Source organism: Companilactobacillus zhachilii (genome assembly GCF_003606365.2).
In the GTDB taxonomy this organism is placed as follows: domain Bacteria; phylum Bacillota; class Bacilli; order Lactobacillales; family Lactobacillaceae; genus Companilactobacillus; species Companilactobacillus zhachilii.
Genome location: NZ_CP031933.2, coordinates 1,885,738 through 1,903,571 on the forward strand (window position 1 = coordinate 1,885,738; position 17,834 = coordinate 1,903,571).

Below are 17,834 nucleotides of genomic sequence, written 5' to 3' on the forward strand. Positions count from 1 at the left end.
AATTTTTTAAGTTTAATCTATTTTAAATTAGTTTTCATTTTATATGTAATTTTTTTAAAATTTTCAAGAATAATTCAAATTTGCAATTATTTCATAGTGCAAAACCATTTTCAACTTATAAGGTTCTTTCCTCCAAACATAGAATAAATACATTTCTCAATAAATCATTGAAAAGGGTCAATTATTACTATCCGCAACTAATCCATCAATTTTCTGAAAACTAGCTAGTTCATCATTATATTTACTAACGTGTAAAATCTTTGCAATCACTAAGCCTATTAATTATTACAAAAGTGCAATATCAGCTGCACTGACAAATTCATCGGTTGCAACACGATAATACTTTTGTCCATTGATAATCGTGTATCTATCGCTATACCACTCACTATTAGGACCTAGAGCACGATTGGTTACCTTATGACCATTTGAATCAACCATGAAGACAATTGACTTGCCTTTGACATCGATAATATGATTTTCGGCAGTATAAATATAAACATCACTAGCTTTAACATACTCACCATTAGCGACACGATAATACGACGTACCATTTAAATCATATGTCTGATCACTAAACCAAGCTGAATTCTCAGCTAAAACCCTATCAGTAATCAATTTACCATCTTTATCATACAAGTTAACATCTTTATTTGTTGTAGAAATTGTTTGTTTTACTTCCGTTGTGGTTCCACCCTTATCTTCGGTATTGCTTTCGTTGTTGTTATTGCTGTTGTGATGGCTTCCGCTACTACTGCTACTGCCACCTGTACTCTTCTTTGTATAAACAGCATTTACGGTTATTGGAGTTGTACCAGCTGAATCATCTCCAAAAACATTAGACTTATTATACTGACTAGTGATTGCGGCAGATAAGATTGAATTCAAATCCTTGGAAGTAGAAGAATATTTTGCAAAGGGTTCAGCATCTTTATCACCAATTTTTATCGTCGATTTATTCAAATCAATTGTTGCATTTGCTGGATCGGCAATGTCTGCATACTTATAACTAGTATCATTTACAGGAACCTTAAATGAATGATCTATTGGCTTATCAGAACCTACCGTTTGAGAAACAGAAATATTAACTGGATCCAATTTCTTAATCTTGGCTTTAACTACATACCCGTCATTGCCATCATCTTCAATAACTCCGGTTTTATTTTCAACAGAATCTGCCGAATACCCTGGTTGTAATTGAATTATTTGACCAAGTGTTAATTTATCATTTGTTATTGTCGCTAAATCAACAGGTTTATCATCAGTAACTCCATCATATGTTTGGTCCGATTTAACTGGCAAAACTTCCCCAGTACTACTATCAACATACTGAACATGATATTTAATATTTTCAAGTATTCTATTTGGAACCCATGTTGTTTGAGTTCTACTGTCACTACCCAATGTATACCTAGACATCAAACCTTGTGTTGAGATGACTTGAGGACTGCTAGAAGTGTCAGCTACATCCTTCCAGCCATTAGCCATGTATGTTTTTCCGTTTAAATTATAACTAAACGGGTCAGTTGATTCTGGTGTCAATGTCGAATTTCTAATAACACTATTTGGCCCTAAAGTAAGTGAAGATAAATGCGTCCCCACAAACATGTCGTTTGTATATTTCGCAGCAGACATATCCCAACTCGAAATATCCAATGACTCCAATTTTGCATCATCTTTAAACATATTTTGAAAATAAGATGTATCTGATGTTTGAAATAAGCTAAGCCCTGAAATTGTTTTCGCATTATCTAAGCCTTCGAACACAGACTCCTGATAAATATTGGCTTTTATTTTACCAACTATTACAACTGAAGTTATTCTACTTGCATATTTCATCCAATCAAAATCGGCAGTACCCTGAGATTGACCTAGTTTTTCCACAGTTGTTGCATCTGGATTACCCAATCTCAATTGTAAATCACCGTTATTTTCATCTTTATATACTGCCCAAGACATTCCAGTCCAATTATTACCATTACTTGCAGTTTCACCATCAACATATCCATCTTCTTTAGATTGATCTTTGTTGACTGCAATAGTGCTACCAGCTCCATCACCGGCAGCCTGAACATTAACACTATTAGTACCAAACAAAACCGCACTGCTTAAAACCACAGCGCAAACCATTGTAAATTTATTCATTCTAAGTTTCATAATCTTTTCCCCCAGTTCTATAGGTTCCAATGATTCTGAAAAACAAAAAAAGAGCCTTAAACAAAGCTCTCAGATTGAAGACAAACTTGCCTTACTTATTAAAAAATTTTTTGGTTTAGTCTTGAGTCTGAATACGTTTTGTAACTATATTCTAACTCAATTTTCTTTATTTGGCTTGTGTTCGAATCCCTCATCAAATAAAGTTACGATAAAGGTCGTTCCTTCGTTTAACTTACTCTTAACTTCGATTTCACCACCATGATTTTCAACCAATTGATGAACAATGGAAAGTCCCAAACCTGACTCGCCATATTTACGATTCTTACGTGACGGATCAGCCTTATAATAACGATCCCAAATGTTCTTAACTTGATCTTCGGACATCCCAATACCAGTATCAGAAACGGTAAAGACGGATGCGTGACGTTCTTCATTTCGAACACCACTAATAAAAATTTGACCATTATTAGTAAACTGAATAGCATTTTGCATGATATTGAAAATCACTTGCACAAAACGATCATAGTCAGCGTATGTTTGTAGCTCACCATCAAATGGTTTGAGAATTAATTCATCGCCAGCAGTCTGTGCCTTTTTCTCCAATTGTGAAGTAATATCATGTAATGGTTTATTGGCATCAAAGACCCGTTTTGCCATTGTAATTTGGTTGGTCCGAATTTTTTCATAATCAAGGTTTTCGTTAACTAGTCGAATCAAACGCTTAGTTTCATTACGCATCAATTGAATACTTTGACCCTTAGACTCTTCCGGAATAGCATCATAAGCTAATCCTTCCAAAAGGCCATTGATTGTCGTAAGCGGCGTTCTCATTTCGTGAGATGCATCGGCCATGAATTCCTTACGGCGTTGCTCCTGACGCTTAATTTCAGTATCAGAAGCTTCTAGTGATTTAACCATTTGGTTGAAATCATCGGCCAAATCATCTAGCTCATCCCGACCTTTACTTTCAATTTGAACGGAAAAGTCATTATTAGCAACTCGTTTTGTCGCACCACGTAAACGATTAATTCGGTTGACTTGATATCTTGATAACAAGAAACTCAAAATAATCGCTGCCAACAAGGAAATCAATAGTGCAAAATACAAACGACTGTTAATTTCACCGATATTTGTCTGTAGTTCAGAAACATCTGATCCTGCCCAAACCGCCGCAATCAGTTTACCATTTTGGAACCACGGCGTTAGAACATAGACATAACTACGATTATCATCTTTTCTAAGTCGCGGATTACCTTCAGTATTTTGTGGCTTTTGAATATTGCGAATCGTTTTACCTTGTTTTAATTTCTTCCAATAAGACTGTTTTAAATGGAGCTTAACATTAGTTGGAGGTGTTGGATAAACTTGGTTATTATTGTAGTCAAAAATCGCAAATTGAACATTTCTTTCCGACAAAACTTGTTCAACTGTACGAATATTGTCACCTGTAATATTATGAATTTGCCCAGTTTTCGGATCAGTCTTTAAGGCAATCTTCTCGAGATTACCGGCATAACTTTCCAAACTTTTGTATGTCCGGTTATATTCCCAACTCGTTGAGGCACTAGTTACGGAATACAAAATAATCCCCAGAGTCGTTAAAATAACGATCAAAAAACTCAGCATATTTTGATAAATTAATTTCATTATGCCTTAGTTTTTACTCCTGAATCATCAAATTTGTAGCCGACACCCCAAACTGTTTCGATAACTTGTGGTCCAACTTTTTCAATCTTTTGACGAAGTTTTTTGATGTGCGCATCAACGGTTCTCTCTTCACCAAAATAGTCGTAATCCCAAACTTGTTCTAGCAATTGTTCACGTGAGAAAACTTGTTTTGGTTTGCTTGCCAAAGTCTTCAACAAGTCGAATTCCTTCGGTGTTAAATCTGGAATCTCTTTACCATCTAGGTAGGCTTCACGTGTATTAGAATTTAACTTGAAAAAGCCAGTATTAATATCAAATCCATCATCAGCTTCTTCAACTTCAGCGTTGACAGGAGTGCTTTCAGCTAACTTTTCAGCCAAGTTTTCATCACGTCTATGAATGGCTTTCATACGTGCAATCAAAGTAATTGGGCTAAATGGTTTCGTTACATAATCATCAGCTCCAAATTCAAGGCCTAAGACTTGATCACTTTCGGTATCTCGAGCTGTTAACATAATAATAGGAACAGTTTTGGAAACTTTACGGATTTCTTTTGCGACTTCCATACCATCTTTGCCCGGTAAATTAAGGTCTAATGTGATCATATCCCACTTATTGGGGTCCTCATTGAACATATCGACCGCTTCATTACCATCATATGCGAAACTTGCCTCCCACTTTTCTTTTTGGAAAAACATACCCATCATTTCCGAGACAGATTTGTTATCCTCTATCATTAAAATCTTCATAAATATCACTCCAAGTTTTTAAGAATTTGACTATCTCATTACATTGATAATTGTTACCATATTGTAAGTATACAAAATAAAATTAAGTTGGTGATCTTTTGAAAAAGAATTATCGTGGAACTGTCTTTTTTGATTTAGACGGAACCCTATTAAATGCTCAATCTCAAGTTGATGACTCTGTTACAAAAGCAGTTCATCAAGTCGAACAAAACAATTATTTACCTGTTATTTGTACTGGTCGTTCGCCAATTGAAATTGACGCTGTCACAAGTACAACCGGTATTGATACTTATATTACTTTAAATGGGGCATTTGTCCAATCTCAAGACAACGTTGTCTACCAAAAAAATATTGCTCCTGAGCTAGTAAAAGATGTTATGGAACTAGCTCATAAATCTGGCGATACAGTCTATATGCATACACCGGACCGAACTTTCTTGAGCGGAGACACACCATATATCAAGGAATTCTTCCATAAATTACGACTCGACGTTCCAGAAATTGATGCCGATTTTTATAAAAAAGATGATATCCCTATGTTTGTTATTTTAACAGATGGTGACGGCTCAAGTTACGAAACAAAATTCCCCGAATTGCAATTTTACAATACTGGCTATTACTCAATCGATACTGTAGCTAAAGGTGTTTCCAAAATGAGCGGAATTCAACACTTGTTGAAAGCTTTGGATTTGGAAGACAAGCCTACTTATGCGTTTGGTGATGGCACAAATGACTTACCAATGATCAAATTTGCTGATTACAGTATTGCCATGGGTAATGGTATAGATTCAGTTAAAGATGCCGCTACTTATGTTACCACTGAAAACGTTAACGGTGGTATTGTTAAGGGACTAAAGCATTTTGATTTAATTTAGATTTTTGTTCTTGTGAACAAAACGATTTCATCCTTAAACAAAAACTTTGAACTCAAAAAACGTAATCCTCAGTACACAAAACTGGAGATTACGTTTTTTTGTTATTCATCTAATAAAAGTTGAAAGTTTCAAAATAGGCTTTAAATTATGATACTCTAACTTCCTTTAGTTAATCATTAACTACATATAATGGTGCCTTGCCTTGATTCATCAAAGCAACATTATTTGCCACGATATTTGCCATTGCATCTCTAGCCTCTACTGTAGCGTTACCGATATGCGGCGTCAAAATGACATTATCTAATTTCTTAAAACCAGCTGCCACTTCGGGCTCTTTTTCGTAAACATCCAAAGCTGCTCCAGCTAATTCGTGATTTTGCAAGGCAGTTAATAAAGCTCCTTCATCAATCACTGGACCCCTGGAAGCGTTGATTAAATAGGCTGAATTTTTCATTTGTTTGAATTGCTCAGTCCCTAAAATGTGCTTGGTCTCCGGAGTTAAAGGTGCATGCAATGTCAAAACGTCACTTTGCTTAATCAATTCTTCCATTGATACAAATTTGGCATTCAATTTTTGTTCAATTTCCGGTGTTAATTGATGACGTTGGGTATAAATAATTTTCATATCAAAAGCAGCCATTCTCTTGGCTACCGCTTGACCAATTTGACCCATTCCAAAAATACCTAATGTTTTTCCAGCCAATTCATGACCTAAGAAAAACAATGGTGCCCAACCAGCAAAACCAGTTGTCCGCATCAATTTATCTCCTTCAACAATGCGGTGTGCCAAGGAAATAATTAAACCAGTCGTTACTTCTGCCGTCGAAGTTGTTGAAACTTTTGGTGTGTTGGTTACAGGAATATTTTTTTCACGAGCATATTTAACATCAATATTATTAAAACCAGCTCCATAATTCGCAATCAATTTCAATTGTGGATCAGCGTCGATCACATCTTGGTCTACTTGAGTTGAAAGAGGTGTGATCAAATAATCTTTCCCAGCAACCTTTTTGATCAACTCATCTTTCGTTATCAAATCACTGCCAGTATAACTTTCCACATTTAAGCCTGCATTTTGCAAAACTTTTAAAGCTGCCTGTGGAATTGCGGCTGTTATGAAAACATTTGCCATAATTTTTCTCCTCAATTGATTATCTAAGCTTTAACAACAACTTTCCCCATCATATGACCAGCTTCAACTAATTCAGTAGCCTTCTTAATATTCTCCAAGTTAAACCCATGGAAAACTTTTGTCACAGTTGAATGAATCATACCACTATCCAAACCAGCAGCTAATTTTTCTAAATAAGCTCCTTGGTCTGACATGGAATCAAGTCTGAACTTAGCTTTGGTAAACATCCACTCCCAAGCAAAGTTAACCGACTTTTCCTTCAAATCAGCAATCTTTGATTCATTCAAATTAGTGATTGTCGCAAAGGTCCCAAATGGCTTAATCAATTCAACAATTTCCTTCCAGTGCGGATCATTATCACTCAAACCAATAATATAATCGACATTTTCAATTCCTAAATCATGAACTTGTTTGATTAAATCTTTATGATGATTGACTACAAGGTCCGCTCCGAGGTCTTTGACCCATTCTACTTTCTCTGGTGTCGAGGCAGTTGCAATTACTCTTAAACCGGCTAAGTGAGCCAATTGAGTAGCAATAGAACCAACGCCACCCGCTCCATTGATAATTAAAATGGTTTTAGCCCGATTATCAACAGCGGGATTGATTTGTAATTTCTCAAAAAGTAGCTCGCTTGCCGTCAGAGCTACTAAAGGCATAGCCACACTTTTTTCAATCGAAGTTTCCTTAGGTGCATGGGCAACTATTCGTTCATCAATAACTTCAAATTCTTGATATGAACCATCACGTGTATAATCTCCAGCGAAGAAAACTTTGTCACCAGCTTTGAAATTCTTGACGTTGGAACCGATCTCCTCAACAACACCATAGCCATCATAGCCCAAAATCTTTGGACTTGATAATTCTCCAGCAATCTTCCTACGAGTTGCAATATCAACCGGATTAATCGAAATACCCTCAATTTTAACTAGCAAATCGCGCCCAGTTGGTGCTTCTTTAGTTTTATCAAATTCTACTAAACTATCTATTTTATCGTTAGTAACACCAAATGCTTTCATTTATCCAACCTTCTTTTCACGTTAACTTCATTCTATAACAAATACGTTACTAACAAAATTTTTATCCCCCGGTAAAGGATTTGAAAATTAAACAAATAAAAAAGCGTTACTAGATAATCGTTTTGATTATCCAATAACACTTTAGAATATGGAACAATTATCAATTAATAGTAATTAACAGAACCAGGCTTTTCATCTTTTTTCTTTATAAACATGATTTCTCAAACCTACTTTAATTATTTCAATAATTATTTTATCATCATCAATTTTACTTAATATTCTGTACTTACCAACCCGATAACGCCACTCACTAGAGCGATTAGCCACCAGACCTTTACCATGTTCTCTAGGATTAGTTGTTCCTTCTAGATTCTTATCTATCCAAAGTAACAATACTCTTGACACACTTCTATCAAGTTTTTTAAGTTCTTTTAAAGCACTTTTTGTAAATTCTACCTTATAAATCATAAATCAATATTCAATTCTTTAGCTACTTCGTCAATAGTAAAATGTGTACCATCATCTGATTTAATAGCTTCTTTATAGTCTTTAAGGTCCAAGAGATTTTCCATTTTGTCTGCCATAGCGGATTCAGCAAAACTATTAAAACTTTCACCCGTAACTTTTAAGTAATCATTAATTGCATTATTCAAATCCGAACTAATCCGTAATGATTTAGTTTTAGTTGTCATTTTACTACCTCACTTTCAGCATTTTTATTGTAGCACCAAAGTGCTACTAAAACAATAAAAGGCAATTAAACTTCTAAAGAAATTTTTCAATATTATTCTTTGGATTAAGAATAACGAATAACCCCGCCCGAATGTACCAAAAAGACTTTAGCACAAAACCACTATTGTCTTTAAACATATAGCATAACCGTGCAACAAAGCATAGTTTTTTTCGCCTAAAGCAAATGGCGCTAGCAATCCAAAAACGGATTACTAACGCCATTATTTTATGCTCGAAAGCTGAACATGTTTTGTCCAGCTCTCAATATTCAAATGTATTAACCAATAATCTCAACAGTAGCGCTAGTAATTCCGTATGAAGGAATCATACTATTTGGCATTGCCATATCGATTTGGTATGGATTGTCATAGGCAAATGTACCCGTATCATTAACGGTACGGTAGTAGACATCCCCTTGAGCTGTAGTAATCTTCAAACGTGACCAACGTGGGATCACACTTAGATTTGTGGCAACTCCTGAATAACCCATGTCTGATCCTAAAACAGCTGGATCATAAAAACTGATTTTAAATGTACCAACATTTCTACCTGTTGATTGCATTTCGACTGGTGGCTCTGCGGCCGCTTGTGTAATAGCTTGTTGTGACTCTTCGATTTGTTCAGGTTGTGAAGTTTGGACTGGTGCGTGGTCAACATCTTGATCATTTGATTGTGATGTGACGTCCCCCATATTTGGATCCTTTTCACTATGACTGATACCAGGCATAAATTCCTTATTGTCTGATAACGATACTTTTTTATTTAGTGTATAAGCATCGCCACTGACTGCTTGCTTTGTTTCCAAGTTAGTCAATGTCTTTTGAAAATCTGTTGTATTACTTACTTGGCTTGATGATGAATCTGCAGCATAGGCAACTGAATATCCCATACCCCCTGTAATTATCAAACTAATGATAAGTAGTGCATCTAATTTAATTTGCTTTAGCAACTAATCTCTCCCCGGTTTTATGTTTACCAGAGGCAACTATACAAGATGAATATAACAAACATATTACAGGAATAATAAGAAAAATCTGTTAAGTCCATATTTTGTAATACTTTCGTAATAAGGGTCAAATAATTCTAAATATTTTATTGATAAATACACAAAGTGACGAATTTTAACATATTGTGAGTTATTTATCAATATTTTTGTAACCGATTACGTTAAAATAAAAAAATGTTTGTTTGCGAGAACAAATATTTGTTGAATAAATTTTTTTGTGATAATTTAGAAATATCGAAAGTGATGGAGGTATTTTATATGTCAAAGAAAATTGCTGTTGTTGTTGGTAGTTTACGTAAAGGATCATATTCAAAACAAATTGCTAAGAATATGATGAAACTATTCCCTAGTGACTACGATCTCGAATTTTTGGAATTCGGTAACTTGCCACTATATAGTGAGGATATTGATACACCAGAAACAGTTCCTGCTGAATATACAGAATTTAGAAACCAAATCAAAGCTGCTGACGGTGTCTTGTTCGTAACACCTGAATACAACCGTTCAATTCCTGGTGGTTTAAAGAATGCTATTGATGTTGGTTCACGCCCTTATGGTGAAAATGCTTGGGACAATAAGCCAGCTGCTGTTGTCAGCGTTTCACCAGGTGCTATCAGTGGCTTCGGTGCTAACCATGCCCTACGTCAATCATTGGTATTCTTGAACATGCCTACATTGCAACAACCAGAAGCTTACATCGGAAACGTTACAAAGATTCTTGATGAAGATGGTAACGTGGCTGAAGGTACTGTTGGTTTCTTACAAAGTATCGTTGATGCTTATGTTGCTTTACTAAATAGATACTAAAATTAAATTTTTATACATAAAAAGGAACTCCAATTTAAAAATCGGAGTTCCTTTTTCATATACTCAAAAACTTACAGTTTCAATGTAGATTTTATTGTAAGGAAACAAATAAACGAGTCGAAATGAACTTCTTTTAAGCGACACTACAATTTAAAACTTAAGTTGTAATACTAACTTCAAAACATTAATCGCTGACTTCTGCAAATCACCAAGATATAAATCATTATTATCTTCCCATTTACCAGTTAACAAAATATGTTCATCATCAATTACTTGTGCTTCGCCACCATAAATCCAGTTCTTAACTCGATCATTTAATCTGGAGTCACTGCCAACATGGACTTTAACGATTACTTCTCCATCAGGATCGACGATGAAATCATTCCACATCTCTGTTTCAACAAATTGCTTTTTCAATAAGTCATAATCTTTTTTAATCTTAATATTGCCTTGAGCATCAAATTCAGGGCCAAAATCAGTGACCGCACTCATCAATTCTGACTTAGAACTACCGGGCATAATCAAATCATTACCAGCGTGCATACTCTCTTTAGGATTGGCTGCACTGAACCAATCTGTCATCACGGCCCCTTTGAAGTGCCATTCATCACGTAAAATATTTGTCAACAAACCAAAATTAGCCGCTGAGAAAATACCGTTAACTCGATTATACGATGACATTATTGCCATTGGTTGGCCAAGTTTAATTGCTATTTCAAAGTTACGCAAATAAATTTCTCGTAATGCTTGTTCGCCAATTACACTATTTCCAAAATTACGGAAGCTTTCCTGATTGTTTCCTATAAAGTGTTTGAGTGTTACGCCAATTTTATCGTGGGCTTGCACACCTCTAGTTTCAAAAGCCGCCATTGTTCCTGAAAGATATGGGTCTTCCGCAAAATACTCAAAGTTTCGACCACCAAGTGGATCGCGATGAATATTCATCCCCGGCGCTAACCATAAATCAACGCCAAATTCTTTCATTTCGGTACCAACAGCGAAACCAACTTTTTCAACTAGATCCTTATTCCACGTTTGTGCCAAGGCAGTGCCAATTGGAAATGCCGTCGCATAGTGAGTAATCGTCTGTTGATTTCTTTCGTAAACGGGGTCCACTCGAATACCAGCCGGACCATCAGCCATCACTACTGCCGGAATACGTTTAGAATTGATTTTTCCAGTTTGACCGGCCGCACCTGGTACCAAATCAGATGAAATACCAACCATATTATTTTCACTTGAAGACATTTGACCTTCAACTAAATCAACCAACTCTCTTTCGGACAAGCTAGCGATAAATTCGGCTAATTCAACATCACCATTAGCGACATCTTTTAAAGTTTTACCTTCAGCATTACGAACGTGTTCAATTACTTGATCTAAACCTTTACCTGGCAAATTCTCACGTTCAGCTACAAAAGTTGTCACATCAGATTTTTCTTGGTATTGAATAAATTCAGTTTCTGGAAAATTGACTGCCTTCAAAATAAAGAATGGCACGCCACTGACCTGTTTCAAAGGTACCAAGCCTTTCAATAAAGTAGTAGGGTCAACTCTAGGCTTGAGAACGTCTTCCACTTTTTCCAAAATAACTTTCTCATCTAGCTTGAAACTAGCAACAACATCCGTTTTTCGAGAACTACTACCAACTCTGACCAAATAAGTTCCAGGAACCATCACATAAGCGCCTAATTTTGTATCAAACACTCGCAAATCATTGATTGGAACTTCAAACTCTAATGTTTGTTGGGCATGAGGACGTAAATTGGTTGTTTTACTATATTCAACTAAATCTTGATATGGTACTGGAATATCAGTCTGCGGTTTGGAAACATAAACTTGAACACTCTCTTGACCAGAAAATTGTTCACTTGTATTTTCCACATTAACTTGGAGACGAATACGCTTTTCATTGACATTAACTTTGGCAGTTTTAATGAAGAAATTGGCATAACTTAAGCCATAGCCAAATTCAAATCTTGGTTTTACGTTGAAACTATCAAAGTACCGATAGCCCACAAAAATACCTTCAACGTATTCGGGATTAGACATTCCAAAATTCTCAGAGGTTGGATAATCTTGATATGAATAAGCCCAAGTATCACTCAACTTTCCTGAGGGACTCTTGGTGCCATCCAAAATATCAGCAACGGCATCACCAGTTGTCATCCCTAATTGTGAAACTAGTACAACACTATCAAGCATCGGACACTTATCTATAAAACTCGTATCCATCACGCCACCGACATTCAGCAACACGATACTGTTAGTATAATATTCACTCATTCGTTGAATATTGGATAATTCATTATCAGTTAAACGGAAATCACCTTTATGATTACGACGGTCATAATTTTCACCTGAGCTACGTGAAATGACATAAATACCAGTAGTAGCATCTTCAAATTCAGCAACTTCTGGATCCTTAAAATTAAAAGCTGGCGCTAGTAGGGCCATGGGATCATCTTTTAACTTATCATCATGAGCACTTTTCTCTTGTTGATAAAAACGTTGCAGACGGGCTAACCACGATTTTGACGTGATGGTAAAACCCTTATTTTCCAGTCCTTGCATAATATTAACCACACTACGTTGATTAACATCACCGGACCCGGTACCACCCTTAACAGTGGCAAAAGCACCATGTCCATACAGAGCAACAGTTTTATTACGTAATGGCAATACTTGTTTTTTATTTTGTAGCAAAACAATGGCTTCTTCAGCGGCTGTCTTAGCTAACTCTTGATTTTCTAATTCTCGTTGTGAAATATCGTTTTCCATCTGTACTTCTCCTTTGGTGGAAATGTAGTTACCTTAATTTTACACTTTTTATAATTAACGCGTGGTATCAGTCTATTTTTCTATAATTTAATAAATATCTATCTGTATAAGAATAGATTCTTATCAGACTAATTTGAAGATAGACCTTAGCCGAAATAGCAAGAAATTTTGGTCGCTATGGGGACCAAAATTTCTTGCTATTGGAGACGGCACAACTAACTAGCACCACTATCGTTTATTTTTTCTTAAAAATATACTTTCTCAGAACGAACTTATGCAATATAAATAAAATAACAACAAGGATTATTCCAATAAAGGTCTCACTGAACAAAAAACTCCAACCTATAGCCTGAAAAACGTTTAATAATGGATTATTGAAAATCGAAATTAATAATAGTAACAAAATTATATCTGCAGTATAAATATTCATTGGTTTCCTCCTAATACTTGAATAGTATCATATAATTATAGAAGACAAATGTGCGTATTGTTCCCCCCAAACTTTACTTCTTTGTCTAATCTAAAAATTACCTACTACTTTTAGTATTTTATTCTAAAATAATCTACACTTTAAGTAAGCGCTTAAATTAAAATTGAAACATTTATATACTTTTTGAGGTGAAATAATGCTTAAAGATAAACACATCGCAGTTTACGTTACAGGTGGCATTGCTGCTTATAAATCATTAAACATCGTTCGTGAATTAATTAAACAAGAAGCTCAAGTTCAAGTCGTAATGACAGCGGCTGCCCAAAAATTTGTTACACCATTAACCTTTGCTACTTTGAGCCAGCGTCCCGTCATTACTGATAACTTTACACCACAAACTAGTTCTGATGATTTTATTCCTCATATTAAATTAGCTTTGTGGACTGACTTAGCTATTGTTGTGCCGGCAACTGCCAACATTATTGGAAAGATGGCTAATGGTTTAGCGGATGATATTGTCTCGACTAGTTTATTGGCTACGACAGCTCCAAAATTAGTCTTTCCAGCAATGAATACTGACATGCTCGACAATCCCGCTGTTCAACGTAATTTAGAAACATTGAAAACAATGGGAATCCGCGTGATTGAACCTACAACAGGCTTTTTGGCCGAAGGTATGACTGGTAAGGGGCGTCTACCTGAACTTCCTGTTATTATGGAAGCTATAAAAAAAGTCTTCCAACCTAAGCCCTTAGTTGGTAAAAATGTTATCGTTACCGCTGGCGGCACTAAAGAAACGATTGATCCTGTTCGCTTTATTGGAAACCGTTCTTCCGGCAAAATGGGCTTGGCAATGGCAAAAATTGCCCGTGATCTCGGTGCTGAAGTGACCCTAATTACAACTGTCGCAACTAATCTTGGTGGTATCAATATTATTCATGTTCAAACCGCTGACGAGTTGATGACACATTTACAAGATACTTTCCCTGATACCGACGTCTTAGTTATGGCAGCAGCAGTCGCTGATTTCAAACCAATTAACGTGGCTGACCAGAAAATTAAGAAGAACGCCGATAATGACGTCTTTACTATAAAATTAACTAAGAATCCTGACATTCTAAAAACCGTCGCTGCAACTAAAAAGAACCAATTTGTTGTAGGATTTGCGGCCGAAACTCAAAATCTATTAGCTAATGCCGAGAAAAAATTAGCCAGCAAAAATGCTGATGTAATTTTAGCTAATAACGTTTCTCAAATGGGTGCTGGATTTAATGTTGACACTAACCGCATTACTTTATTACAAAAAAATAAACAACCAGAGACTTGGCCTCTGATGTCAAAAGTTGATGTTGCTAAAAAGTTCTGGGACTTTTATTTACATAGATAACAAAAAAACATTCCCGCTAAAGGAATGTTTTTTTATTGTGGCTTTTCATTATCACTATAATAAATTGGTTTAGGACTATTACTAAAATCAGTTTCTTCTAACCAAGTTCTAATTTGCTCGCCTAAATTTTTCGACATCATTGCCGAAACCATAATTTGTTTCTTAGAGATATGATTTACATGAACCCCAGCTGTAATCGTGCAGCTGCCTGGCAAATAATCTTGAATAATTTTACCAACACGCACAGCCAATACATCATCTTTATGCAAACGACCGTCATGACTTGGATAACGAATCGTTTCTAAATCAGTTTCCTTTGTTAAAGTCGTAACTGAACCAATATGAGGGGTATCTCCGCCCGTAATTTTAATCAATAAATCTTTTCCAATTACTTCAACATCAGCTATCATTGTGTAATTTTCTTGTGTCACTGAAAATTTCATTAAATTCCCTCCCAACGGCCACTGATATCATTTTCAATTCCTAAGGCATCTAATTCTTTCATTGTTTGATGGTCAACCAAATCTTGAATCGTCTTAGGTTGATTGTAAAAGGCCGGAATCGGCGGAATCATCTGAACGCCCATTCGAGATAATTTAGTCATATTTTCCAAATGAATCGTACTTAGCGGTGTCTCTCGGGGAGCAATAATTAATTTGCGTTGCTCTTTTAATGTCACATCGGCAGCACGAGAAATTAAATTGTCACCAATACCAACAGCGATACTAGCAACTGTTTTCATACTAGCAGGCACAATAATCATTCCATCAGTTAAAAATGAACCACTGGCAATCGTTGCTCCAAGGTCACTATCACTATAAAAGTAGTCGGCTAAATCCTTGATTTCTTTTAATGATAAATTCGTCTCTAACTGGAGATTTTTCTTCGCCCAAGCACTGAAAACAACGTGTGTTTCAACATTTTCAATTGAATTTAACTTTTTCATCAAATCAATTGCATAAATTGTCCCTGAAGCTCCCGTTACACCAATAACAATTTTTCTCGTCCGTGACATTTCAACACTTCCCTAATCTAAATATTTTTGCCAATCCTTAACTTCTTTAAATTGCGCACGTTCAAATTGATCTTTCATATCAAATGGCACCGTTCCGTCCAAAATTGTCTTTGAACTCATCCCACGAAAACGAATTGATTTAGGATCATACTCCGGACGTTCTGACGGATCAAGTGGATGATTTCGCATCCCAGAAAGCACCATGATATCTTTATCACCTTGAAAACGAGTATTCAAGGTCCACATAACGTCATTCATATCAAAAATATCCACATCATCATCAACTAAAATGACTGTCTTCAATTCTTTAAAGGCTGACAAAGCTAAGATAGCAGCTTGTCGTTGCAAACCTTCATCAGCTTCATTATCCTTATGAATTTGCATAATAGTCATCAACTTACCACCACCAGCAGGCGGATTATAAACGTTAACTACTTTACCCGGAATAGCTTTATCAACTAATTCCAAAATTGATGCTTCAGTTGGAATACCTGCCATAGAAACATGTTCCTCACTAGGTCCAATCATCGTTTGGAAAATTGGATTTTCACGGTGGGTAACGGCCTTCACCTTAACCACGTTCACTGCGGGGTTAGCATCCCCATCGTATCCCGGAAATTCAGGCATTGCCTTGCCAGTATTCGTATTGATATCTTCTTGCATCGTTTGATTTGGCATAATTTCAGCTTCAATTACATATTCAGCTCGAGCAATCGCTTTTTCATTGACTGTTTTAGCATTAACTAATTGAACTGCTTGTTGACGCAAAGCTCCTGCAACATTCAATTCATCGTAACCTAATGGCGTTGTAGGTGGTTCAAAAGTTGCTCCAATGGTAATCGCCGGATCCAATCCGATATTAATCGTAATAGGCATTGGTTTATTCAATTTCTCAAATTCCTTTTGAAAATGACCGATATGACGACCACCAGGCATAATATACATACCTAAAGTATCTTTATCCTCCAAAACCATGCGATGAATTGTTACATCAGTCATCGTTTTATCAGGATTAGACCCGAGGACTACCCCAACCGTAATATAAGGACCAGCATCATATTCAGTATTCGTCGCTGCCGGTAAAATTTTACGAATATCAAAGCCTTTATCAGTTACTTTATGCACAACTTCTTGCACAGGAGCATCCTTTTCATCAACCACTACCGGTGCAATTGGATTATCTACTGAATCTTTCAAAAAACGACCGAGAGTCTTGTAATCGTGATGCAAAATCTTTCCGACACGCTTACGACTAGCCATTGACCCAATATAAATTCGAGAATCAGGAAAACCTTTGATATTATTAAACATCATTGATGGGCCAACCTTTGTCGGACGTTTTACCGTACCACCGGCACCGATATAACGATAGACACCAGATAGTTCTGCAATCTGATCAACCTCAACATTAGTTTCATGATATTCATCGGGCAATTGTTTTAATTCCTCAATAACACTTCGCAAATCATATAATTGTTCTGACATACGATTACCTCTCTTTCTTAACAGTGATTAGTATAGGGCTTGAGATAGTCACAGAACAATTCAAGATAAAGCAAAAAGCATTCCATAATGGAATGCTTTATTATTACTTAAAATTTTAATAACCTGAGCGATAAAAACAAAATGAATACTAGTACATTGGTTTTACCCTTGTTCCATAGACAAAACAGCCACAATTAAAGAAATAACCCAAACCGCAATCATATAACCATAGAACAATCGATTTTGCCTCTTATATTTAAGATTCCGTGAAGAATTAACCATTGCTTCAAAGAATGAAATTACCGGAATATAAACACTCAAACCAGTAATACTAATTACAAACGAATTATTCCAGACACCACCAGACATTCGCAATGACAAGCTATAAAAATAAATTCCAATTAAGATAAGTGTCGGAATAACCTCAATAATACGACGAATTTTCATTACTTTCCCCCAATAATATGTAATCTGCTAAACACAGTAATATCTTGATTTTTTTACCATGATTTTGAATCATTTTTGCATTCTTAACCTAAGATTAAACCTTCATAAACCCAACTATCTATCCAAAACAACGAATAAACTAACCGGAAGGAATAAGAAATTTTGGTC

At 35.8% G+C, this 17,834-nt stretch carries 16 protein-coding genes; 3 read left to right on the top strand and 13 right to left on the bottom strand.

Translation table 11 applies throughout. The features are described from left to right. Window positions 1-285: 285 nt before the first annotated feature. From D1B17_RS08605 to D1B17_RS08615, 3 genes are all read right to left on the bottom strand, one after another. On the bottom strand, window positions 286-2,154 hold the full coding sequence (locus tag D1B17_RS08605; protein WP_120142080.1) for an SLAP domain-containing protein: 1,869 nt from the start codon (window positions 2,152-2,154) through the stop codon (window positions 286-288). Window positions 2,155-2,310: 156 nt separating this feature from the next. Continuing rightward, the gene (locus D1B17_RS08610; RefSeq protein WP_120142079.1) at window positions 2,311-3,801 is read right to left on the bottom strand and encodes a sensor histidine kinase; all 1,491 of its coding nucleotides are present in this window, start codon (window positions 3,799-3,801) and stop codon (window positions 2,311-2,313) included. Continuing rightward, a complete protein-coding gene (locus D1B17_RS08615; protein ID WP_120142078.1) occupies window positions 3,801-4,550 on the bottom strand; it encodes a response regulator transcription factor in 750 nt (249 codons plus the stop codon). The genes D1B17_RS08610 and D1B17_RS08615 overlap by 1 nt, the downstream gene beginning before the upstream one ends. Before the next feature lie 98 nt (window positions 4,551-4,648). On the opposite strand from D1B17_RS08615, the gene D1B17_RS08620 reads away from it, so the two are divergent. Further along, window positions 4,649-5,425: a Cof-type HAD-IIB family hydrolase gene (locus D1B17_RS08620; RefSeq protein ID WP_120142077.1), complete on the top strand. Its 777-nt coding sequence runs from the start codon at window positions 4,649-4,651 to the stop codon at window positions 5,423-5,425. Between the two features lie 169 nt (window positions 5,426-5,594). Here the strand turns inward: D1B17_RS08620 and D1B17_RS08625 are convergent, their stop codons facing one another. The 5 genes from D1B17_RS08625 to D1B17_RS12695 all read right to left on the bottom strand — a co-directional run bounded on the left by D1B17_RS08625 (window position 5,595) and on the right by D1B17_RS12695 (window position 9,257). Continuing rightward, window positions 5,595-6,557 carry a 2-hydroxyacid dehydrogenase family protein gene (locus D1B17_RS08625; protein ID WP_120142076.1) on the bottom strand — a complete coding sequence of 321 codons (963 nt, stop codon included), beginning with the start codon at window positions 6,555-6,557 and terminating at the stop codon, window positions 5,595-5,597. 23 nt (window positions 6,558-6,580) lie between these two features. Continuing rightward, a complete protein-coding gene (locus tag D1B17_RS08630; protein WP_120142075.1) occupies window positions 6,581-7,576 on the bottom strand; it encodes a zinc-binding alcohol dehydrogenase family protein in 996 nt (331 codons plus the stop codon). Between the two features lie 192 nt (window positions 7,577-7,768). Then, window positions 7,769-8,044 (bottom strand): type II toxin-antitoxin system RelE family toxin, encoded by a 276-nt coding sequence (locus D1B17_RS08635; protein ID WP_166806661.1) that lies wholly within the window; start codon window positions 8,042-8,044, stop codon window positions 7,769-7,771. Then, window positions 8,041-8,268 (bottom strand): DUF6290 family protein, encoded by a 228-nt coding sequence (locus D1B17_RS08640; protein WP_120142074.1) that lies wholly within the window; start codon window positions 8,266-8,268, stop codon window positions 8,041-8,043. Before D1B17_RS08640 ends, D1B17_RS08635 begins: the two co-directional genes overlap by 4 nt. Window positions 8,269-8,585: 317 nt before the next feature. Beyond that, the gene (locus tag D1B17_RS12695; protein WP_202239613.1) at window positions 8,586-9,257 is read right to left on the bottom strand and encodes an RlpA-like double-psi beta-barrel domain-containing protein; all 672 of its coding nucleotides are present in this window, start codon (window positions 9,255-9,257) and stop codon (window positions 8,586-8,588) included. Between the two features lie 315 nt (window positions 9,258-9,572). Between D1B17_RS12695 and D1B17_RS08650 the strand changes: the two genes are divergently transcribed. Further along, window positions 9,573-10,121, top strand: a complete 549-nt coding sequence (locus tag D1B17_RS08650; RefSeq protein ID WP_120142073.1) for an NADPH-dependent FMN reductase — start codon at window positions 9,573-9,575, stop codon at window positions 10,119-10,121. 150 nt (window positions 10,122-10,271) lie between these two features. Here the strand turns inward: D1B17_RS08650 and D1B17_RS08655 are convergent, their stop codons facing one another. Then, complete coding sequence (locus tag D1B17_RS08655) at window positions 10,272-12,902, bottom strand: glycoside hydrolase family 3 protein (RefSeq protein WP_120142072.1); 2,631 nt, start codon at window positions 12,900-12,902, stop codon at window positions 10,272-10,274. Between the two features lie 626 nt (window positions 12,903-13,528). On the opposite strand from D1B17_RS08655, the gene coaBC reads away from it, so the two are divergent. Further along, window positions 13,529-14,719 (top strand): bifunctional phosphopantothenoylcysteine decarboxylase/phosphopantothenate--cysteine ligase CoaBC, encoded by a 1,191-nt coding sequence (gene coaBC / locus D1B17_RS08660; RefSeq protein WP_120142070.1) that lies wholly within the window; start codon window positions 13,529-13,531, stop codon window positions 14,717-14,719. A 32-nt stretch (window positions 14,720-14,751) separates the two neighbouring features. Here coaBC and lpdD read toward each other — a convergent pair whose 3' ends face one another. From lpdD to D1B17_RS08680, 4 genes are all read right to left on the bottom strand, one after another. Beyond that, window positions 14,752-15,162 (bottom strand): prenylated flavin chaperone LpdD, encoded by a 411-nt coding sequence (gene lpdD, locus D1B17_RS08665; protein WP_120142069.1) that lies wholly within the window; start codon window positions 15,160-15,162, stop codon window positions 14,752-14,754. Continuing rightward, window positions 15,162-15,734, bottom strand: a complete 573-nt coding sequence (locus tag D1B17_RS08670; protein ID WP_120142068.1) for a UbiX family flavin prenyltransferase — start codon at window positions 15,732-15,734, stop codon at window positions 15,162-15,164. The genes lpdD and D1B17_RS08670 overlap by 1 nt, the downstream gene beginning before the upstream one ends. Window positions 15,735-15,746: 12 nt before the next feature. Continuing rightward, window positions 15,747-17,219, bottom strand: a complete 1,473-nt coding sequence (locus D1B17_RS08675; RefSeq protein WP_120142067.1) for a UbiD family decarboxylase — start codon at window positions 17,217-17,219, stop codon at window positions 15,747-15,749. Window positions 17,220-17,381: 162 nt separating this feature from the next. After that, window positions 17,382-17,666 (bottom strand): LasU family protein, encoded by a 285-nt coding sequence (locus D1B17_RS08680; protein ID WP_120142066.1) that lies wholly within the window; start codon window positions 17,664-17,666, stop codon window positions 17,382-17,384. Window positions 17,667-17,834 lie beyond the last annotated feature (168 nt).